The following is an 18788-nucleotide window of genomic DNA, read 5'->3' as shown; positions in this document are numbered from 1 at the left end:
CTTTCTCACGTTTACTGAACGGAGGTATCCGCGTTCTGCAATTCACAATCATTAATCACGATTTTGTTATTACGTTCAACAAAAGCGCCATTGCCTTTTGACCAGAAGACGTAAGTGCCGTCGCTGTAGCGCGCGCCAGAGGCCGACACCGTTTGTGCCAGCGTCAGAGGCTTACCATCCAGAATAAAGCTCACCTGCTGCTTCGCGTTATCCTGAGTGACCGTCAGCGGCAAAGTCCCGCACTGATAGCGCAGCTGTTGCGGCGCCTCTTCCTGCTTATGCATCATGCCGCAGCCACTTAATAGCGCCACGCTGCTCAGTATCATCATTATTTTTTTCATTTTTACCTCTTAACGACCAAGTCGGGGATTGGCGGGGTAAATTGCGCCCAATACGCTCATGTCCCGCGCGCCCGTTACCGCTGGCAGGTTGCCCGGTAACCCATTTAATGTGCGAAACGCCAGCCACGCAAAGGCCAGCGCTTCCATATCATCACCGCTGATGCCCGCTTCGTCGGTGGTACCGACTTCCGTTCCCGACAGATGCGTGGCCAGCCGCGCCATCAGCAGTGGATTTCGGCTGCCACCACCGCAGACCAACAGACGATCGCAACCGTCGTTGAGCTGCACCTGCTGCGCAATGGTTAACGCCGTCAGCTCGGTCAGCGTAGCCTGTACATCCTGTGGCGCCAGCGCCGGGAAACGCTGCAACTGCTGCTCGATCCAGCTGAGATTGAAATATTCGCGCCCGGTGCTTTTTGGCGGCGGCAGGGCAAACCACGGATCGCTGAGCATCAACTCCAGCAGCGCTGGAACCACCTGTCCGCTGCGCGCCCAGGCGGCATCTTTGTCGTACGGCAAACCTTTATTGCGCCAAATCCACGCATCGATCAGCATATTGCCCGGCCCGGTATCAAAACCGCGTACCGGCTGGCCGGGGATCAGCAGTGACAGATTAGCGATGCCGCCGATGTTCAGCACCATGCGGCGCTCAGCGCTGTCCATTAATAACGCCTGATGGAAAGCCGGCACCAGCGGCGCGCCCTGCCCGCCGAGCGCCATGTCGCGGCGACGAAAATCCCCAATCACCGTGACGCCGGTTGCCGCCGCGATCTGGTTGTTATCGCCAATTTGCAGCGTATTTGGCGCATCACTTTGCGGCTCATGCCACACCGTTTGTCCGTGGCAGCCAATCGCCATGATGTCGCTGGCCTCCAGCGACTGCTGGTGCATCAAGGTTAAAACCGCCTCGGCGAACAGCTTGCCCAGCCGCGTATCCAGCTGCCCGAGCTGCGACAGCGTCAAGGTTTGCCCCTGACAAATGGCCAGCACCTGCTGGCGCAATTCCTGCGGGATGGGATGACAATAGCTGGCCTGCTGCGCCACCATTTGACCATCAATGGCCGCCAGTATCACGTCCACGCCATCAAGGCTGGTGCCGGACATCACGCCAATATAGCGTCCTGATTTCATAGCGGTTCACTCCCTTAACATCGTCTGGCTTAAGCCTGGCAAATTACCGGGTCTAATTCTATGATAAAATTCCGCTTTTCAGCGTCACTGCACAGTGCATTCCAGCTCAGAAATATTTTCGTTGGGTAATTGAATTTTTGTTGAGGGACGATGGTCTATGCTTCGCCCCAGCCGCGTTTTATACGGACTTAGCGTCATTTGCCAGTTTTCTGTCTTATACTCTGTGCAGTACAGGATGAGAAACATGGCGTTTTTTTGCATTAAGGAGCGTTCTGATGATTAAGCGTTTTTTAGCCGTGGCGTTGACCGGCTTAACTCTGGCAGGTTGTGCCAACGACAGCACCCTTTCCGGTGACGTTTACAGCGCCAGCGAAGCTAAACAAGTACAAAGTGTTTCCTATGGCACGCTGGTTTCTGTTCGTCCGGTGAAAATCCAGGGCGGCGATGAAAACAACGTGATTGGCGCAATTGGTGGTGCAGTACTGGGCGGTTTCCTCGGTAACACCATTGGCGGCGGCAGCGGTCGCAGTCTGGCAACCGCTGGCGGTGCGGTACTCGGTGGCGTAGCCGGTCAGGGCGTTCAGGGTGCGGTCAACAAATCTGACGGTGTCGAGCTGGAAATCCGCAAGGATGATGGCAACACCATCATGGTGGTGCAGAAGCAAGCTGCCACCCGTTACTCGGTTGGCCAGCGCGTCGTGATGGCGTCAAACGGCAGCCAGGTTACCGTTTCGCCACGTTAAGCGAACAGATAAAAAAAACCGACGCCTGGCGTCGGTTTTTTTATTTCTCGCGGTTATGAAACTCAAGAATGTTTTTTTCCAGCCGCGCAATCAGCGTCACCATCTGATTGATCTCCTCCAGGCTGATGCCGGAAAGAATGTCATCGCGCGTGGCATCAATTACATTCTCAACCTGCTCGATAATTGGCTCAGCCTGCTTGGTCAACTTGATGCGCTTGGCGCGACGATCGTTGGCGCAGGTCGCGCGGGTGATCAATCCTTTCTCTTCCAGCTGATCCAGCGTGCGCACCAGTGAAGGCTGCTCAATGCCGATCGCTTTGGCCAGCTGAATTTGAGACTGCTCTGGCGGGAGTTGATGAATATTGTGTAGCGTCACCCAGTGTGTTTGTGTCAACTCAAGCGGTTTTAAACGCTGATCGATTAACGCGCGCCAAATGCGCACCAGACGAGACAGATCGGTTCCCAAGGGCGTATCCATTGCATCTCCTTATAATTAGCTTGCTAGCTATTAAGCCAGATTTTACACTATTCTGCGAGTTTACCTGGCAAATTACAAATACCAGGCCTGCATATACGCTTGCCGTCTACGCGCTATTTAGATGATTCCCGGTCAAAAAGGATGATGACACGTGTCCCTAACCGCCTTTTCCCCCAGCGCGCCGCTTACCGACCTGGTGTTCGGTGCGTCGCTGTTTTTTCCGCCGCTGTTTAAAGCGGTGTTACTCGGTTTCTTTTTCTGGTTGTTGATTCACCCGCTGATACGCGGCTGGATCTACTCTGGCGATGTCTGGCATCCCACCTTGATGGACCTTTCCCTGTTTGTACTGTGCGTCGCTGGCGCATTGTGGTTACTGAGCCTCGGATAAATCACTATGAAATTCAACCCTTTTAAGTATTTTTCAACCCTGGTGATTTTTGCGCTGGCCCTGCTTGCCGGATGGTGGATGTGGAATTACTACATGCAATCGCCATGGACGCGTGACGGCAAAGTGCGCGCCGAGCTGGTGGATATCACGCCGGAAGTGTCCGGTCGCATCATCGCTCTGGAAGTGCGCGACAATCAGTTCGTGCATAAAGGCGATGTGCTGCTGAAGCTCGATCCGGTGCCGTGGCAAATTGCGCAGGCCAACGCCGAAGCCCAACTGGCTAAAGCGCAGGCCGATCTGGCCAAAGCGCAGCATGAAGCCAATCGCCGCGCCAGCCTGCCGCGCAACGTTATTTCAGCGGAAGATATGGATGCCGCCCGCTTAACCGCCAATGCTGCCGCAGCGACGGCAAAAGCGGCGCAGGCTAGCCTCGATCAGGCACGCTGGAATCTTGAGCAAACCACCATTACCGCGCCCACCGATGGCTGGATCAGCAACCTGACGCTGCGCACCGGCAACTATGCCAGCGCCGGTACGCCACTGTTTGCGCTGGTCGACAGCCACTCTTACTACGTGATGGGCTATTTCGAAGAGACTAAGCTGCGCCATATTCAGCCCGGCGCAGCCGCGCAAATTGTGTTGTACAGCAACGGCGCACGCTTGCAGGGTACAGTGGAAAGTATCGGACGCGCCATTTATGACCAAAGCGTCGCCAGCGATGGCGGGCTGGTGCCGGATATCAAGCCTAACGTGCCGTGGGTGCGCCTGGCGCAGCGCGTGCCGGTGCGTATTCGCTTAGACGCGTTGCCGGAAGGCGTGCCGCTGGTGGCGGGCACCACCTGCACCATCTCCATCGCCCACTGAGGTTGTGATGAATTTTCAGTGGCTGGCCTGGCAAAATCTGCCATGGATAAAAGCAAGTTGGGGCGAGTGGCGCTACGCGCTGCGTAATGGCATCGCGATGTGTCTCGCCTTGACCATCGCCTATGCGCTGCAACTCGATCAACCTTACTGGGCCATGACCTCGGCGGCGGTGGTGAGTTTTCCCACCGTCGGCGGCGCCATCAGTAAAAGTCTGGGGCGCATCGTTGGCAGTTTGCTCGGTGCCAGCGCCGCGCTGCTGATCGCCGGACACACGCTGAACGAACCCTGGCTGTTTGCCTTTTTCATGGCCGGGTGGCTGGCGTTCTGTACCTGGATCGCCAATCACTATCAAAATAACGTGGCCTACGCGTTTTCGCTGGCGGGTTATACCGCCGCCATCATCGCTTTTAGCAGCGTCAACATCACCGATGTCACTCAGCTGTGGGATATCGCCCAGGCGCGCGTGTGCGAAGTGATCTCCGGCATCCTGTGTGCCGGATTGATGATGATGATTCTGCCTAGCACCTCAGATGGCAACGCGCTGATGAGTTCACTGCGTCAGATGCACGCGCGTTTGCTGGATCATGCGGTGTTATTACTGCAGCAAAGCAGCACCGATAACGTGCGCACCGCCCATGAGAATGTCATTAGCCAGATTCTCACCATGAACCTGCTGCGCATTCAGGCGTTCTGGAGCCACTATCGCTTCCGCCGCCAGAACAACGTGCTGAACTATGTGCTGCACCAGCAGTTGCGTCTCACCAGCGTACTCTCAAGCCTGCGCCGCATGTTGCTGAACTGGCCCGATGCGCCACCCGAACTTTACGACGCCATGGCCAAACTGTTGCAGGAACTGGCGCAGCCGCAGTGCGACAAATACCGTTTGGCGCTGATTCTGCGTGGCATCACGCCATCAGCAACCGGTGATTACCGTCAACGCGCCTTCGTCCAGCGACTGCGTTATTTCTGCTGGGTGTATCTCAATGTGAATCGCTGGATTCGCCTGATTGAACGCGCCGATGCCGATACCCGTTTTCAGCCGCCGTATGCGCCCTCGCTGGCGCGCGAAAGCGACAGTGCTGAAGCCGGCTGGAGCGCGCTGCGCACCTTCAGCGTCATCATGCTGGGCTGCGCCTTTTGGATCACCACGCAATGGGATTCCGGTGCCGCCGCCCTGACGCTTACCGCCATCGCCTGCGTGCTTTACTCCTCCGCGCCCTCGCCCAGTGGCAGCGTCTCGCTGTTGCTGAAAACCTTGCTGTGGCTGTCGCTGTTTAGCTTTGTGCTGCAGTTCGGTTTGATGGTGCAAATCAGCGCGCTGTGGCAGTTTTTACTGGTGCTATTCCCGCTGCTGCTCACCTTGCAGTTGTTCAAACTGCAGCAGAAGAAACGCGCCGGGATGTGGGGGCAATTCATTGTTTTTATGGGATCCTTTATCGCCGTCACCAATCCGCCGGACTGGGATTATCAAAGCTTCCTCAATGACAATATCGCCAAGGTGTGCGGCGTAATGCTGGCGTGGCTGGCGTTTCAGGTGCTGCGTCCCAGTTCCGATGCGCGTCGCAGTCGTCGGCATATTCGTGCCCTGCGCCATGCGTTTCTCGATCAGCTTCGCCGCCATCCGCGCCTGAGCGAAAGCCATTTCGAATCACAGATTTATCATCATATTAGCCAGCTCAGTAATAGTCGTGACGAGCAAGCGCGCGTCTGGCTGCTGCGCTGGGGCGTGGTGTTACTGAACTGTTCCCACATTGTCTGGCAGCTGCGCCAATGGCAGCCGACGTCGGCTACGCTCAGGCAAATGCGTGATAGCAGCCTGCAGGATCTGCAACGAATTATAAGTCTGCGCGGGGTGCATCACACCGCGCTGCAGGCCACGCTGGATGAGCTGGAAACCCTGATTGAGCAACTGCAGCAGCAACAGGAGAGCGAAGCCAATACGCTGGCGGGCATTTTGTGGCGACTGCGCTGCTCACTGGCCCAGTTAGCGCAGGCGGTACCGGATTGATTACTGGCAATATTGCGTGGTTTGACGATTAAAATCATCCTGCAACTGCTGCAGCGATTTCTGTCCTTCAAAGCGGGTTTTATCCTGATCGGACATCGGTTCAATCACCAGCGCCTTCTCTTCTGAAGAGTAGATAAAGCGGCGATACAAAGTGGTGCCGGTGAAACTTTTGCCCTGAATACCGCCGCACACCACTGTCATCGCATGACGATAAGTTTCGCTGTGGGTGAAGTTGGTTTCGGTGGCGCTGCGCAAGACATTTTCGCAGCCATTGGCTTCGAGCCGATGAAGGGTGTGCTGGGTCAGCCATTCACGGCCACGCGCAATTTTCTCACAGCCGACGCGCAGCGGATTGGTATCAATGGTGCGTTGCAGTTGTCGACTGGCATCTAAACGCAGCTGTGTGTCGTTGGGTTGATCGCATCCCACCAGCAATAAACATAACAACATCATCCCACGCGCTTTCATTTCTGCCCCTGAAGGTTTTATTCCTGAATCAATATCATAGGATGGAAAAACCGCGGAGAGTAGCAAGAAAATGGGTCAACTTTTTTCAGCGTGAGGAAAGGGGGGCGACAAGCTGCTGCCGCCCAAAGCATTAAATTACGCCGCAGGCAAAACGCGCCCCGCCGCCGCCAAGCGGTTGCGGATGGTCGGCATGATTATCGCCGCCCACATGCACCATCAAGGCTTTACCTTTGATTTCACTCAGGGATTTGATGCGTGGCGCAACGACCGGATACGTCGCCTTGCCATCTTCTGTTACAAACAGCGCGGGTAAGTCGCCAAGGTGACCATCGGCATACGGGCCAAGATGCTTGCCGGTTTTTTGCGGATCGAGATGTCCGCCCGCCGCACCGGCCGCCACCGTTTTACCGTCCGACTCGCCCGGTTCACAGCTGCCTTTAGCATGGACGTGGAAACCATGAATGCCGGGTTTCAGGCCGCTTAACGCTGGGGTAAATTGCACACCGTATGGCGTTTCGCTAAGCGTGACGGTGCCAATCGCTGCCCCGATGCCTTGCGCCGTGGTTTCATGCAGCGTGACTTCTTCTGACGCCGCCTGCGCACCCGCGGCGCAGGCCAGAGCCAGCATAACAATGAGGGTTTTCTTCATAACGTCTCCTTACGGTTAGATTCCCTCTAAGCCTGGACTGCTTTCATCCAGGCTGCCGTAATTTGACGCAGCTTTACGCTTTAGGGCACATCGTAGCCGATGGCGGCTTTACGGATGCGGAACCATTGCTGACGATCCAGCGTCAATTGGCACGCGCCAACCGCCTCTTTTACACGTTCGATTTTACCTGATCCAATAATCGGCAGCGGACGGCTTGGCAGTTTCATCACCCATGCATACACCACCTGCTCGATATTGCTGGCGCCGATCTCCTGCTTCACCAGCTCCAGCTCATCGCGTAGCGGCTGATAATGCGGATCGTTAAACAGGCGACCGCCGCCGAGGCATGACCACGCCATTGGGCGAATGCGATTTTGCTGGCACTGATCGAGTGAGCCATCCAGCAGCGACGTTTGCTCCAGCGGAGAGATCTCCAGTTGATTGGTGACCAGACTGAACGGCAAACGCGATTGCAGCAGCGTGAACTGCGAGGTGGTGAAGTTGGAGGCGCCAAAATGGCGTACTTTGCCGCTCTGATGCAGCGCCGTAAAGGCTTCTGCGATTTCATCCGCGTCCATCAACGGATCCGGGCGATGAATCAACAGCAAATCGAGGTAATCGGTATGGAAATGGCGCAGCGAATTTTCGGCGCTGTGCAGAATGTGGCTGGCTTCGGTGATGTAGTGTCCAATGCGGTGCTCAGGCTTTGCGCGCGTCGCAATGCCGCATTTGGTGACGATTTGCAGCTTCTCACGTAACCCTGGCGCGAGGCGCAGCGCGGCACCAAAGGCGGCTTCACATTGGTAATCGCCGTAGATGTCGGCGTGATCGACGGTGGTGATGCCCAGCGCTAAATGGTGCTCAATAAACTGCACCACTTGCTGCGGCGTCATGCCCCACTCCATTAAACGCCAGTAACCGGCGATCAGCGGTGAAAATGAGGGTCCCTGCGGTGCAATAGCCTGCGCTTGTAACATGGTTAAACTCCCTAAACACGGTTCCAGATGACGAAAGCGGGAGTATAACGGAAAGGCAAATCATCGTTTTCTTAAAACAGTTCCGGTTGTTGTGGATCATGATCTTCATCCACTTTTTGCTGCCGTTGCAGGCGCAAAAAGCGTTGCCGGCACAAGCGAAGCACATCGCGCTTTTGCGCATCGCTGAATTTCATCCAGTTAAAGCGCTCTTCCCGGCTGCGTAAACAGCCACGACAATAGCCACGCGCGTCACTCTGGCAAATACCACGACACGGGCTGGGAACGGGGAAGAACTCAAGTTGCTCGGCCACATCCACTCCGCAATTAACATCTCATATCATATTGATAACAGCTTAATGACATTGTGCAAAGCGTAGACGCCCATTGCGCATAATCAAGCCATTACGGCGTCTGGTTACGCCTGTTTACCAAATAGCCAGCATTTATCGGATTTGGATGGTTTATGTTTACTCTTGGTTAAGGTTTTCCTCAGCTTGTCTTCATACGATTGTCACACGACTTCTTACCGTTGAGTTTTCATGAGATTCCCGACCACCCTGCAGTGCGGCACCAGCGGATTTAACCTTATTGCTGCGCTGTTCTTCGCACTAGTTTTAAATGCCCTGTTCTTGCTGCGTGCATGGGAAATGATCCCTTACGATCAGTTCCACGATTATCTGTTCGCCGCCAGTATTCCGCTGGTGCTCGCCTCGGCTTTCTATTTTCTTTTCTCGCTTGCTGCCTGGCCTTATCTGCGCAAGCCGTTGCTGATTGTGCTGGTGTTCGTCAGCGCCGCCGCCAATTACTTCATGCACAGTTTTGGCACGGTGATCGACACCAATATGATGCAAAATGTCTTTGAATCCGACCCGCAGGAAGCCTCAGCGTTGTTCAGCAGCCGCTATCTACTCTGGATGTTATTGATGGGGATAGTGCCGGTGGCGCTGATTTGCGGCGTGCGTATTCGTCGTGGACCGCGCTGGTGGTGGAATCTGCTACAACGCCTGACGGGCGCACTGGGCGCAATATTGGTGATACTGCTGATGGCGGCGCTGTTTTACAAAGATTACGCCTCGCTGATTCGCAATAATAAAAATCTGATCAAGATGATTACCCCGGCCAATATCGTCAGCGGCACCGGCCACTATGTCGATCAACGCTATCTGCAAGGTAGCCAGGCGCTGGTGAAAATCGGTGAAGATGCACACAAAGGTCCGTTAATCTCCACAGCGACTAAAAAAACGCTGGTGGTGTTAGTGGTAGGCGAAACGGCGCGCGCCGAGAACTTCTCGTTGGGTGGTTACGCGCGAGAGACCAATCCAGAATTGAAAAAACAGCAGGTAATTTACTATCCCAACGCCAGTTCCTGTGGCACAGAAACCGCCATTTCGGTGCCCTGTATGTTCTCGAATATGCCTCGCATGCATTACAACGCCAATCTGGCGCACCATCAGGAAGGCGTACTCGACATCCTCGCCCATGCGGGCGTAAGCGTACTGTGGCGCGAAAATGATGGTGGCTGTAAAGGCGCCTGTGACCGCGTGCCGCACACCGATATGACGCAGTGGAAACTGCCGCAATATTGTCACGATGGTTTTTGCCAGGATGAGGTGTTGCTGCATCGTCTTGATAACTATGTTGCCAGCCTGCACAACGACGGCATTATCGTGCTGCATCAGATGGGCAGCCACGGCCCAGCCTATTATCAGCGTTATCCGGCTGAGTTCCGCCGTTTCACGCCCACCTGCGACAGCAAGCAGATTCAGGATTGCGATCATCAGGCGCTGGTGAACACCTACGATAATTCGCTGCTGTATAGCGACGACATGCTGAGCCGCACCATCGATAAGCTTAAAGGCCTAAGCGATCGCTTCAATGTGGCGCTGGTTTATCTCTCCGATCATGGCGAATCGCTTGGCGAGAGCGGGATGTATCTGCACGGCGCGCCTTACCTGTTTGCGCCTGCGCAGCAAACACACATTCCTCTGCTGATGTGGATGTCACCGGGATACGCGGCGGCGTACCACATCAATGATACCTGTTTACGCCAGCAAGCGGCTGACGCCAAGGTTTCGCAAGATAATCTTTTCCATACGGTTTTAGGCATGTTCAATATCCAGACGCAGCAGTATCAGCCGCAGCTAGACATGATCAGATCGTGCCAAACTGCCGCCTGAGGGTTGCGTTAGACTGACTGGTCTAATAACCTGCCCCCCATGAATAAGACTCTGCAACGCAACGATACCCGTGAACACCTGCTCGCTATTGGCGAGCAGGTTTGTTTACAGCGCGGCTTTACCGGCATGGGTTTGATCGAGATGCTGGCGCTGGCGGAAGTCACTAAAGGCTCGTTCTACCACTATTTTGGTTCAAAAGAGGCCTTTGGTGTGGCGCTGATTGAGCGCTACTTCAGCCATTTCCAGCAGCAGATTGATCAGCAGTTGAGTCTGCCCGATTTAACGCCGACCGAGCGCCTATTAGCGCATTTCCGCTATGGCGAACGGCTGTTTATCGAGCAAGGTCATATTGTTGGCTGTCTTGGCGTAAAGTTGTCAGCCGAAGTGTGCGATCTCTCTGAGCCGATGCGCGATGCACTGCAACAGGGTGCCAACGCCATTATCGCTGCCTACACGCGCTGTTTGACTGAGGTGGCGGCTGAGCAGCCGCTGCCGTTTGGGCAAACGCCGCAGCAGCTGGCGCAGCGCTGCTACTTGCTGTGGCTCGGAGCCAGTTTGCAGAGCAAGATTTCCCGAGAGCCGGGCCCGATTAGCCTGGCACTCGACACCATCGAACAGTGGCTGATAAGTCACTGATTTTTAAAACCCCATTTACTAGACGACCGGTCTTCCTGGAGCAATCAATATGGCGAGTAAGCAGCTGTTCTCCCCACTTAAAGTGGGCGCGATTACCGTACCGAACCGCATTTTCATGGCCCCGTTGACGCGTCTGCGCAGCATTGAGCCGGGCGATATCCCTACGCCGCTGATGGCAGAATATTATCAACAGCGCGCCAGTGCCGGTTTGATCATCACCGAAGCCACCCAGATCTCTTTCCAGGCGAAAGGCTATGCCGGTGCGCCGGGTCTGCACACACAGCAGCAAATTGCCGCGTGGAAAGTGATTAACGAAGGCATTCATGCCGCCAACGGTCACAGCGCTGTACAACTGTGGCACACCGGCCGCATATCTCATAACAGCGTGCAGCCCGAAGGCAAAGCGCCGGTCGCCCCATCCGCACTGGCGGCAGGTACGCGCACGTCCCTGCGCGCCGCGGATGGTTCTGTTTATCGTGAAGACACCTCCGTGCCACGCGAGTTGTCAGTGGCTGAAATTCAGCAAATCGTAAAAGATTTTGGTCAGGCCGCCGCCAATGCGCGCGAAGCCGATTTCGACCTGCTGGAGCTGCACTCCGCGCACGGCTATCTGATGCACCAGTTCCTCGCACCAGGCTCAAACCAGCGTACCGATGAGTACGGCGGTTCGATTGAAAAGCGTGGCCGTTTCGCGCTGGAAGTGGTGGATGCGGCGATCGCCAACTGGTCTGCCGATCGTATTGGTATCCGCGTTTCGCCAATCGGTGCTTTCCAGAATCTGGACAATGGCCCGGAAGAAGAAAAAGCGGCGCTGTGGTATATCGCCGAGCTGGGCAAACGCGGCATCGCCTATCTGCACCTTTCTGAGCCAGACTGGGCAGGCGGACAGCCTTACAGCGATGCATTCCGTGAAAAAGTGCGTGCCCTGTTCCCTGGCGTGATCATCGGTGCCGGCGCTTACACCGTTGAGAAAGCCGACGATCTGATTGCGCGCGGCCTGATTGACGCCGTGGCCTTTGGTCGCGACTTTATCGCCAACCCGGATCTGGTTGCCCGTCTGCAGCAGGATGCGCCACTCAATCCGCAGCGTCCTGAGAGTTTTTACGGTGGCGGCGCGGAAGGTTATACCGATTATCCAACCCTGTAAGAAAATGGCTGCCGCGGCGGATAGGCGGCAGCGTTATTTCATCAGTGTCTATACTAAGTTGCTTGTCATGCACTGATGACGTTTTAAAAAAAGAGGATGTTATGCGTTTACTTCACACCATGTTACGCGTTGGCGATTTACAACGTTCAATCGATTTCTACACCCGCGTGCTCGGCATGCGCGTACTGCGTCAAAGCGAAAACACCGAGTATAAGTACACCCTGGCATTCGTTGGCTACACCGAAGAGAGCGAGGGCGCGGTGATTGAGCTGACTTACAACTGGGGCGTGGATAAATACGATCTCGGCAACGCTTACGGCCATATCGCGCTGGGCGTGGACAATGTCGCTGACACCTGCGAACGCATTCGCAGCACAGGCGGCAACGTGACGCGTGAAGCGGGCCCGGTAAAAGGCGGTTCGACTATTATTGCGTTTGTTGAAGATCCAGACGGTTACAAAATCGAGCTGATTGAAAACAAACATGCCGGTCACGGCTTAGGCAACTAAGGTTGCTCGTCAGCCTGCTATTTGCAGGCTGACTTCCCTCTCCTGCTGCACCCTCCTGCGATTTTTGCCATAATGCGCGCTGCCCTATTTATTGCCATGAGATCCTGATGTCTGAATCGAACGCTTTAAACGCTCTCCACCAACGCTTCCGCGGTTTTTATCCTGTTGTGATCGACGTTGAAACCGCGGGTTTCAATGCACAAACCGATGCACTGCTGGAAATTGCAGCCACCACGCTGAAAATGGATGAAGACGGCTGGTTGCACCGCGATGAAACGCTGCACTTCCATGTGGAACCGTTTGAAGGCGCCATTCTGAATCCTGCGGCGCTGGCGTTTACCGGCATCGATCCCACCAATCCGCTGCGCGGTGCGGTAAGTGAATATGAAGCCCTGCACGCGATTTTTAAAATGGTGCGCAAAGGCACCAAAGATAGCGGCTGCAATCGCGCCATTATCGTGGCGCACAATGCCACTTTCGATCTCAACTTCGTGATGGCGGCCGCCGAGCGCGCCAGCCTGAAGCGCAATCCGTTCCACCCGTTTGCCACTTTTGATACCGCGGCACTGAGCGGTTTAGTGCTGGGGCAAACCGTGTTGGCGAAAGCCTGTAAAGCGGCGGGAATGGAGTTTGATAGCACGCAAGCGCATTCGGCGCTGTATGACACCGAGCAAACCGCGACGCTGTTCTGTGAGTTGGTGAACCGCTGGAAACGCCTGGGCGGCTGGCCGCTGGCTTTTAGTGAAGAATCCGCAGATGAGGCGTCTGCCGGGTAACTAAAGAAAAGGCCGACATGTGTCGGCCTTCTGCATTATTCCGCTTCTTTATACTTCTCAGCGGTCTCTTTCAGCAGTGGCTGAAGTTCACCGCGCTGGAACATCTCAACGATGATGTCGCAGCCGCCGACCAGTTCACCGTCGACCCACAGCTGCGGGAAGGTTGGCCAGTTAGCGTATTTCGGCATTTCAGCGCGAATATCCGGGTTCTGCAGAATATCCACGTAAGCGAAACGCTCGCCACACGCAGAAAGCGCCTGCACGGCTTGCGCCGAAAAACCACAGCTTGGCAGCTTTGGCGAACCTTTCATGTACAGCAGAATCGGGTTTTCTGCGATCTGACGCTGAATTTTTTCAACAGTACTCATTATTGCCTTCCTTAATCTTCTACTTCGTGTTTGTTTATTGTAGCGATTTCGCTCCCGGACTGAAAACGGGATTTTGCGTTTGCACTGGCTAATCGCCATGTTTGTTAAGTTAACGCATGACAAATAACATTTTCATATCATTAATTGGCATTAATAAATTAATAATTAGCAATAATTTCGCTGTGTTAACCAGCTGAAATCGCTCATTTTTGCTACAGAATCAATCTGGTAACATATTAATAGAAAAAGGCCTTACCTTTTGTAAAAAAAGTGGATTAGAATTGCCTCGGCGCTGGTCACTTGATCAGATTTCTCTCACTTTAATGCAGTCTGCTATGATTCAGCCTGCTTAACCTGTAATCGGATTATGCGTCTACTAATTACGCTTTTCATACTGGCTTTTGCCCAACTGTTCTTTAATGTGGCCGCTGCATCTCCGCATGCGCCCGTTAACGCCAGTTCGCTTAAAGCAGAGAAAAAGAGCGCACGTGAAGACGAGCGCCGCAAACGACGTCCGGTAAAAACCACCACCAAAAAATCGCGTCTGACCGCTGTTCAAAAATTCAAGCTCAAAAAACAGAGCAAAACAGACATCGCGCTGCACAAAACCACCAGCAAAAAATCCCCGCTGAAACTCTCTGCTAAGAAATACGGTCATCAACGTTTAGCGAAGAAAACGCCCGAGATCGCCGTCGATGATGAAGCGTTAGCGCTGACCGGCATCAAAATGAGTAAAGCGCACCGTCAGCGTTATCAAAAAGCGCGTGAAACGGCGATGACCAAATTAATGGGTCAACTCGGCAAACCTTATCAGTGGGGCGGCGCTTCGCCACACACTGGTTTCGATTGCAGCGGCCTGGTATGGTACGCCTATAAAGATCTGGTGAAATTCAAACTGCCACGCACCGCCAATGAGATGTATCACCTGCGTGATGCGGCACCGATTAAGCGTGAAATGCTGGAGAAAGGCGATCTGGTGTTCTTCCGCATCAACAATCGCGGTACCGCCGACCATGTCGGCGTTTATCTTGGCAATGGCAAATTCATTCAGTCGCCGCGTACCGGCAAAGATATTCAGATTAGCGCATTGGGTGAGGATTACTGGCAGAAACACTATGTGGGCGCGCGTCGTATGATGACGCCAAAAACCATTCGCTAGTTGTTGCGCAACAGAAATAAAAAAGCCGGATGCTGTTGTCAGCTCCGGCTTTTTTGTTAGTGCATGATCGCGGTAAAGCTGAAAGCGATAATCATCAACAGTGCGCCAACAGTGGTCATTAGCGCCAGCTTCAGGTCGGTATTCATCACAACTCCTTAGTCGCACAATTATTAGGGTTAAGACGATTTTCGCATAGCAATAGGCAAAAATCTCGTGTTATCCGCGCCAGCTTGCTAGAATCGCCGCCTTTCGTTGCGCAACAGATTTTGCGCAGGCTGTAATTACAGCGTGATGAAGTGATTTTGCCTGCTTGAACATGCCGTTTTGCCCGCTTTTTTGGGCTGTAAAAGCATTAGCAGACGCAAACGTTTAACAATATACTTATCAGTAAGTTGCGATAAGCCCAGGAGCACCATTTTCATGGCAACAATTAAAGATGTCGCAAAACGCGCGGGTGTCTCAACCACCACGGTTTCGCATGTCATCAACAAAACGCGTTTCGTTGCGGAAGAGACGCGTAACGCCGTATGGGAAGCGATCAAAGAATTACACTACTCGCCGAGTGCCGTGGCGCGTAGTCTCAAAGTCAATCACACTAAAACCTTGGGTCTGCTGGCGACCTCCAGCGAAGCGCCCTACTTCGCTGAAATTATCGAAGCGGTGGAGAATCGCTGCTTCGAACGCGGCTATACGCTGATTCTCGGCAATGCGCACAACGATCTGCAAAAGCAGCGCGCTTACCTGTCGATGATGGCGCAAAAGCGCGTCGATGGTCTGCTGGTGATGTGTTCGGAATATCCAGACGATTTGCTGCAGATGCTGGAAGAGAACCGCAATATCCCCATGGTGGTGATGGATTGGGGTGCATCACGCGGTGATTTCACCGATACCGTGCAGGACAATGCATTTCAGGGCGGCTATCTCGCCGGGCGTTATCTGATTGAACGTGGCCATCGCGATATCGGTGCCATTCCTGGCCAAATGGAGCGCAACACCGGCGGTGGACGTCATGCTGGCTTCCTGCAGGCAATGAACGAAGCGGGCATTACGGTGCGTCCCGAGTGGGTGGTTCAGGGCGACTTTGAGCCTGAATCGGGCTATCTGGCGATGCAACAGATCTTAAATCAGAAACAGCGTCCAACCGCGGTGTTCTGCGGTGGCGATATCATGGCGATGGGCGCGATTTGCGCTGCTGATGAGATGGGTTTGCGCGTACCGCAGGATATCTCGGTGATTGGCTACGATAACGTGCGCAACGCGCGCTATTTCACACCAGCGCTCACCACCGTGCACCAGCCGAAAGCTGAACTAGGCGAAAAAGCGCTGGAGATGCTGCTGGATCGCATCACCAGCAAGCGCGAAGATCCGCAAACTATCGAAGTCCAACCAACGCTGATTGAACGCCGTTCGGTGGCGTACGGTCCGTTCCGCGACTACCGCCGCTAAGCCGACACTTCGCTGAGCCATTCGTGGTTCAGCGTTTCCGCATCCCCGAGATAAGCCAGTAACCACGCCAGCGCCGGTGACGCGCGCTGTTCTGACCAGCTGACGCAGCACGGACTGTCCGGAAACGCCTGCGGTAGCGCCAGCTCGACCAGTTTTTGGCTGTCCAGCAGTGGACGCGCCAAATGGCCAGGCACCATGCCGACGCACAATCCTGCCAGCAAACAATCCATCCCGGTTTCCCACTCTGGCACCACCAACCGCCGCTGATTATCCAGCGTCCATGTCATACGGCGCGGTAACGCACGCGAGGTATCTTCCAGCACCAGCGATGGCCACGCCCGCAAGGTTTCATCATCCAGCTCCTTGCTGTTAACCAGCGGATGATCAGGGCTCACCACACAACGCCAGTTCAGCGCGCCCATATCCTGAAAGGCAAAACGTCCGCCCACCGGAATGGCCTGGGTTGCGCCAATCGCCACATCCACCCGACCATCAGCCAACGCATCCCACACGCCGTTGAACACTTCGTAGCTGATAATCAGCTCCATATCGGGAAAATGGCGATAGAAGTCCTTCACTAACTGTCGCGTGCGCTGCGGTTTTACAATGCAGTCAACCGCGATGCTCAACTCGCCGCGCCAGCCATTTGCCAGTTGCTGACACTGTCGGCGAGTGGCCAGCATTTTTTTGATAACAGATCGGCCTTCCCGCACAAAATGCTCGCCCGCCGCTGTCATCACCACTTCCCGATGCTGGCGCTCAAACAGCGGCACCGCCAGCCAGGTTTCCAGCTGGCGCACAGTATAACTGACGGCAGAGGGCACGCGATGCAGTTCCTGCGCTGCCGCGCTAAAACTGCCGGTGCGCGCTACTGCATCCACCACTTCAAGCGCATATTCTGACCACATAAATTTGCCTTCAAAAATTTTAACAGCACCATGCAAATATTAGCGTTTCACAAAGCGCGCCGCATCCTTTTACACTCCCCGGCGTTCACCCTGCCCAAAAGAGAATCAACATGTTGTCGTCTAAAGCATTTATGCCTTATCTCGCCGTGCTCAGCATGCTCGGCTTTCTTGCCACGGATATGTATTTGCCCGCCTTTGGCGATATGCAGCGTGATTTTGCTAGCGCACCCGGCACCATCAGCGCCAGCCTGAGTCTGTTTCTCGGCGGTTTTGCCTGTGCCCAGGTATTTTGGGGACCGCTATCAGATCGTTATGGACGTAAGCCGATTTTGCTGGCGGGCCTTGCCATCTTCGCCCTCGGTTGTCTGGGAATGCTGTGGGTGACCGATGTCCGCCTGATGCTGGCGCTGCGTTTTATGCAGGCGATTGGCGTGTGTGCGGCTGCCGTAAGCTGGCAGGCGCTGGTGGTGGATCACTACCCAAAAGCGAAAGCCAATAAAGTGTTTGCAACGATTATGCCGCTGGTTGCGCTGTCTCCGGCGCTGGCACCGCTGCTCGGCGCCTGGCTGATCGGCCACTTCCACTGGCGCAGCATCTTTATCACGCTGACGCTGGTTGCCGTAGTGTTGCTGATCGGTACGCTGCAGTTAACCTCACCTAAGCGCGAGAAAGTCGCCTCAGGCAAACAACCCGGCTGGTTGACTTTGCTAGGTACCCGCGTCTACAGCGGTAACGTCTTAATCTATTCGGCATGTTCGGCGAGCTTTTTCGCGTGGCTGACGGGCTCACCTTTCATTCTCGCCGCAGCTGGCCTGACGCCGGGCGATATTGGCCTGAGCTATATTCCGCAGACCATTGCGTTTCTGATTGGCGGCTTTGGCTGCCGCGCGCTGTTAAATCGTTATCAGGGCGCGCAACTGCTGCCGTGGTTGCTGGTGCTGTACAGTCTGAGCATCCTAAGTCTGTTTGTCATCGCCCTGATGCCTTCAGCGCCGCTGTTTGTGCTGCTGATGCCCTTCTGCGGCATGGCGCTGGCCAATGGCGCGATCTATCCGATTGTGGTGGCCAGCGCATTAGCGCCCTTCCCGCACGCCACCGGTAAAGCGGCAGGATTACAGAATTTATTCCAGTTAGGATTGTGCTTTGTCGCCAGCCTGCTGGTCTCCGCCGGCCTTGAGCAGGCGCTGTTCAACACCACATTAGTGATGGTGGCCACCGTGGTACTGGCGTGGGTGGGCTTTGTCTGCCAGCGATCGGCAAACGCACAAAGTGATATTGCCCACACTTCCCGTCCCTGCGAAGATAATCTCTAAGCCAACGCTTTTCGTTAGCAAACTAACGATAACCCGTTGAATATTGACCCGCGTGAGCATATACTCAGTGGGTCAGTAATTCTGTATTAAATCAATAATATAAATGTAATACCTTTAGCGACACTGTCGCGGGATGGCGTCTGCACGATACTCCAGTGCGGCGTCCAACTTTTCTATTCAAATTCATGCCTCTGTAAAACGTCGGATTTCTGGCGCACGGATTTTCCGTGAGTTCTCTCACAGGTCTTGGGAAATTGGCTATTCTTTTTCTCAGGTTCAGATCGGAAGGTGATGGAGAAGCT

Annotated in this window: 22 protein-coding genes; 12 read left to right on the top strand and 10 right to left on the bottom strand. The window is 54.6% G+C overall.

The genetic code is table 11. From position 1 onward, the window contains the following. Window positions 1–11: 11 nt before the first annotated feature. Window positions 12–341, bottom strand: a complete 330-nt coding sequence (locus ACYAC5_RS08990) for an MliC family protein (RefSeq protein WP_192411930.1) — start codon at window positions 339–341, stop codon at window positions 12–14. Window positions 342–350: 9 nt separating this feature from the next. Continuing rightward, the gene (gene anmK / locus ACYAC5_RS08985; protein ID WP_462062852.1) at window positions 351–1472 is read right to left on the bottom strand and encodes an anhydro-N-acetylmuramic acid kinase; all 1122 of its coding nucleotides are present in this window, start codon (window positions 1470–1472) and stop codon (window positions 351–353) included. Window positions 1473–1747: 275 nt separating this feature from the next. On the opposite strand from anmK, the gene slyB reads away from it, so the two are divergent. Continuing rightward, window positions 1748–2215 (top strand): outer membrane lipoprotein SlyB, encoded by a 468-nt coding sequence (gene slyB / locus ACYAC5_RS08980; RefSeq protein WP_462062851.1) that lies wholly within the window; start codon window positions 1748–1750, stop codon window positions 2213–2215. 40 nt (window positions 2216–2255) lie between these two features. Here slyB and slyA read toward each other — a convergent pair whose 3' ends face one another. Further along, window positions 2256–2693 carry a transcriptional regulator SlyA gene (gene slyA, locus ACYAC5_RS08975; protein WP_007892783.1) on the bottom strand — a complete coding sequence of 146 codons (438 nt, stop codon included), beginning with the start codon at window positions 2691–2693 and terminating at the stop codon, window positions 2256–2258. A 151-nt stretch (window positions 2694–2844) separates the two neighbouring features. Between slyA and ACYAC5_RS08970 the strand changes: the two genes are divergently transcribed. Genes ACYAC5_RS08970 through ACYAC5_RS08960 form a run of 3 tightly spaced genes read left to right on the top strand, consistent with a single transcriptional unit; the run spans window position 2845 to window position 5953 of the window. Further along, complete coding sequence (locus ACYAC5_RS08970) at window positions 2845–3081, top strand: DUF1656 domain-containing protein (protein ID WP_008110284.1); 237 nt, start codon at window positions 2845–2847, stop codon at window positions 3079–3081. A gap of 6 nt (window positions 3082–3087) precedes the next feature. Further along, complete coding sequence (locus ACYAC5_RS08965; protein WP_192411931.1) at window positions 3088–3945, top strand: efflux RND transporter periplasmic adaptor subunit; 858 nt, start codon at window positions 3088–3090, stop codon at window positions 3943–3945. A gap of 7 nt (window positions 3946–3952) precedes the next feature. Next, complete coding sequence (locus ACYAC5_RS08960; protein WP_192411932.1) at window positions 3953–5953, top strand: FUSC family protein; 2001 nt, start codon at window positions 3953–3955, stop codon at window positions 5951–5953. Here ACYAC5_RS08960 and ACYAC5_RS08955 read toward each other — a convergent pair whose 3' ends face one another. The 4 genes from ACYAC5_RS08955 to ACYAC5_RS08940 form a co-directional block, all read right to left on the bottom strand. Continuing rightward, a complete protein-coding gene (locus ACYAC5_RS08955) occupies window positions 5954–6421 on the bottom strand; it encodes a hypothetical protein (protein ID WP_101764541.1) in 468 nt (155 codons plus the stop codon). It lies immediately after the preceding gene. A 130-nt stretch (window positions 6422–6551) separates the two neighbouring features. Continuing rightward, on the bottom strand, window positions 6552–7070 hold the full coding sequence (gene sodC, locus ACYAC5_RS08950) for a superoxide dismutase family protein (RefSeq protein ID WP_101764542.1): 519 nt from the start codon (window positions 7068–7070) through the stop codon (window positions 6552–6554). Between the two features lie 80 nt (window positions 7071–7150). Next, the gene (locus ACYAC5_RS08945; protein WP_192411934.1) at window positions 7151–8047 is read right to left on the bottom strand and encodes an aldo/keto reductase; all 897 of its coding nucleotides are present in this window, start codon (window positions 8045–8047) and stop codon (window positions 7151–7153) included. Window positions 8048–8118: 71 nt separating this feature from the next. Then, on the bottom strand, window positions 8119–8358 hold the full coding sequence (locus ACYAC5_RS08940; protein WP_008110296.1) for a DUF1289 domain-containing protein: 240 nt from the start codon (window positions 8356–8358) through the stop codon (window positions 8119–8121). Window positions 8359–8586: 228 nt separating this feature from the next. Here ACYAC5_RS08940 and eptA point away from each other — a divergent pair, with 228 nt between their 5' ends. The 5 genes from eptA to rnt all read left to right on the top strand — a co-directional run bounded on the left by eptA (window position 8587) and on the right by rnt (window position 13292). Next, window positions 8587–10224, top strand: coding sequence for a phosphoethanolamine transferase EptA (gene eptA / locus ACYAC5_RS08935; RefSeq protein WP_462062849.1), 1638 nt, complete (start codon window positions 8587–8589; stop codon window positions 10222–10224). 39 nt (window positions 10225–10263) lie between these two features. Then, window positions 10264–10860: a TetR/AcrR family transcriptional regulator gene (locus ACYAC5_RS08930; protein ID WP_101764545.1), complete on the top strand. Its 597-nt coding sequence runs from the start codon at window positions 10264–10266 to the stop codon at window positions 10858–10860. Window positions 10861–10909: 49 nt separating this feature from the next. Beyond that, window positions 10910–12007, top strand: coding sequence for an N-ethylmaleimide reductase (nemA, locus tag ACYAC5_RS08925; RefSeq protein WP_462062848.1), 1098 nt, complete (start codon window positions 10910–10912; stop codon window positions 12005–12007). Between the two features lie 101 nt (window positions 12008–12108). Next, window positions 12109–12516 carry a lactoylglutathione lyase gene (gene gloA, locus ACYAC5_RS08920; RefSeq protein ID WP_462062847.1) on the top strand — a complete coding sequence of 136 codons (408 nt, stop codon included), beginning with the start codon at window positions 12109–12111 and terminating at the stop codon, window positions 12514–12516. A 107-nt stretch (window positions 12517–12623) separates the two neighbouring features. Beyond that, window positions 12624–13292, top strand: a complete 669-nt coding sequence (rnt, locus tag ACYAC5_RS08915; RefSeq protein ID WP_110866034.1) for a ribonuclease T — start codon at window positions 12624–12626, stop codon at window positions 13290–13292. Between the two features lie 35 nt (window positions 13293–13327). Here rnt and ACYAC5_RS08910 read toward each other — a convergent pair whose 3' ends face one another. Beyond that, the gene (locus ACYAC5_RS08910; protein WP_175501675.1) at window positions 13328–13663 is read right to left on the bottom strand and encodes a Grx4 family monothiol glutaredoxin; all 336 of its coding nucleotides are present in this window, start codon (window positions 13661–13663) and stop codon (window positions 13328–13330) included. A gap of 364 nt (window positions 13664–14027) precedes the next feature. Between ACYAC5_RS08910 and ACYAC5_RS08905 the strand changes: the two genes are divergently transcribed. Continuing rightward, window positions 14028–14819 (top strand): C40 family peptidase, encoded by a 792-nt coding sequence (locus ACYAC5_RS08905; protein ID WP_110866033.1) that lies wholly within the window; start codon window positions 14028–14030, stop codon window positions 14817–14819. A 56-nt stretch (window positions 14820–14875) separates the two neighbouring features. On the opposite strand, the gene cydH is transcribed toward ACYAC5_RS08905, so the two are convergent. Further along, entirely contained in the window at window positions 14876–14965 is a 90-nt protein-coding gene (cydH, locus tag ACYAC5_RS08900; RefSeq protein ID WP_007892756.1) for a cytochrome bd-I oxidase subunit CydH, read from the bottom strand. A gap of 274 nt (window positions 14966–15239) precedes the next feature. Here cydH and purR point away from each other — a divergent pair, with 274 nt between their 5' ends. Beyond that, window positions 15240–16265: an HTH-type transcriptional repressor PurR gene (gene purR, locus ACYAC5_RS08895; protein WP_101764549.1), complete on the top strand. Its 1026-nt coding sequence runs from the start codon at window positions 15240–15242 to the stop codon at window positions 16263–16265. Here the strand turns inward: purR and punR are convergent. Next, window positions 16262–17173, bottom strand: coding sequence for a DNA-binding transcriptional activator PunR (gene punR, locus ACYAC5_RS08890; RefSeq protein ID WP_101764625.1), 912 nt, complete (start codon window positions 17171–17173; stop codon window positions 16262–16264). The two genes, purR and punR, sit on opposite strands and share 4 nt — an antisense overlap. Before the next feature lie 110 nt (window positions 17174–17283). On the opposite strand from punR, the gene punC reads away from it, so the two are divergent. Further along, window positions 17284–18486 (top strand): purine nucleoside transporter PunC, encoded by a 1203-nt coding sequence (gene punC, locus ACYAC5_RS08885; RefSeq protein ID WP_210081603.1) that lies wholly within the window; start codon window positions 17284–17286, stop codon window positions 18484–18486. Window positions 18487–18788: the final 302 nt, after the last annotated feature.

The organism is Pantoea sp. y20, assembly GCF_054903455.1.
The sequence above is the reverse complement of the archived record's forward strand: the minus strand, read 5'-3'. Positions and strand labels throughout refer to the sequence as shown.

Excerpts from the sequence above, each read along its gene's own strand:
- purR (WP_101764549.1), top strand. The coding sequence starts at position 15,240 with ATGGCAACAATTAAAGATGTCGCAAAACGCGCGGGTGTCTCAACCACC.
- ACYAC5_RS08955 (WP_101764541.1), bottom strand. The coding sequence starts at position 6,421 with ATGAAAGCGCGTGGGATGATGTTGTTATGTTTATTGCTGGTGGGATGC.
- punC (WP_210081603.1), top strand. The coding sequence starts at position 17,284 with ATGTTGTCGTCTAAAGCATTTATGCCTTATCTCGCCGTGCTCAGCATG.
- ACYAC5_RS08930 (WP_101764545.1), top strand. The coding sequence starts at position 10,264 with ATGAATAAGACTCTGCAACGCAACGATACCCGTGAACACCTGCTCGCT.
- ACYAC5_RS08945 (WP_192411934.1), bottom strand. The coding sequence starts at position 8,047 with ATGTTACAAGCGCAGGCTATTGCACCGCAGGGACCCTCATTTTCACCG.
- ACYAC5_RS08990 (WP_192411930.1), bottom strand. The coding sequence starts at position 341 with ATGAAAAAAATAATGATGATACTGAGCAGCGTGGCGCTATTAAGTGGC.
- rnt (WP_110866034.1), top strand. The coding sequence starts at position 12,624 with ATGTCTGAATCGAACGCTTTAAACGCTCTCCACCAACGCTTCCGCGGT.
- slyB (WP_462062851.1), top strand. The coding sequence starts at position 1,748 with ATGATTAAGCGTTTTTTAGCCGTGGCGTTGACCGGCTTAACTCTGGCA.
- cydH (WP_007892756.1), bottom strand. The coding sequence starts at position 14,965 with ATGAATACCGACCTGAAGCTGGCGCTAATGACCACTGTTGGCGCACTG.
- ACYAC5_RS08905 (WP_110866033.1), top strand. The coding sequence starts at position 14,028 with ATGCGTCTACTAATTACGCTTTTCATACTGGCTTTTGCCCAACTGTTC.
- nemA (WP_462062848.1), top strand. The coding sequence starts at position 10,910 with ATGGCGAGTAAGCAGCTGTTCTCCCCACTTAAAGTGGGCGCGATTACC.
- sodC (WP_101764542.1), bottom strand. The coding sequence starts at position 7,070 with ATGAAGAAAACCCTCATTGTTATGCTGGCTCTGGCCTGCGCCGCGGGT.
- eptA (WP_462062849.1), top strand. The coding sequence starts at position 8,587 with ATGAGATTCCCGACCACCCTGCAGTGCGGCACCAGCGGATTTAACCTT.
- slyA (WP_007892783.1), bottom strand. The coding sequence starts at position 2,693 with ATGGATACGCCCTTGGGAACCGATCTGTCTCGTCTGGTGCGCATTTGG.
- ACYAC5_RS08960 (WP_192411932.1), top strand. The coding sequence starts at position 3,953 with ATGAATTTTCAGTGGCTGGCCTGGCAAAATCTGCCATGGATAAAAGCA.
- anmK (WP_462062852.1), bottom strand. The coding sequence starts at position 1,472 with ATGAAATCAGGACGCTATATTGGCGTGATGTCCGGCACCAGCCTTGAT.
- gloA (WP_462062847.1), top strand. The coding sequence starts at position 12,109 with ATGCGTTTACTTCACACCATGTTACGCGTTGGCGATTTACAACGTTCA.
- punR (WP_101764625.1), bottom strand. The coding sequence starts at position 17,173 with ATGTGGTCAGAATATGCGCTTGAAGTGGTGGATGCAGTAGCGCGCACC.
- ACYAC5_RS08965 (WP_192411931.1), top strand. The coding sequence starts at position 3,088 with ATGAAATTCAACCCTTTTAAGTATTTTTCAACCCTGGTGATTTTTGCG.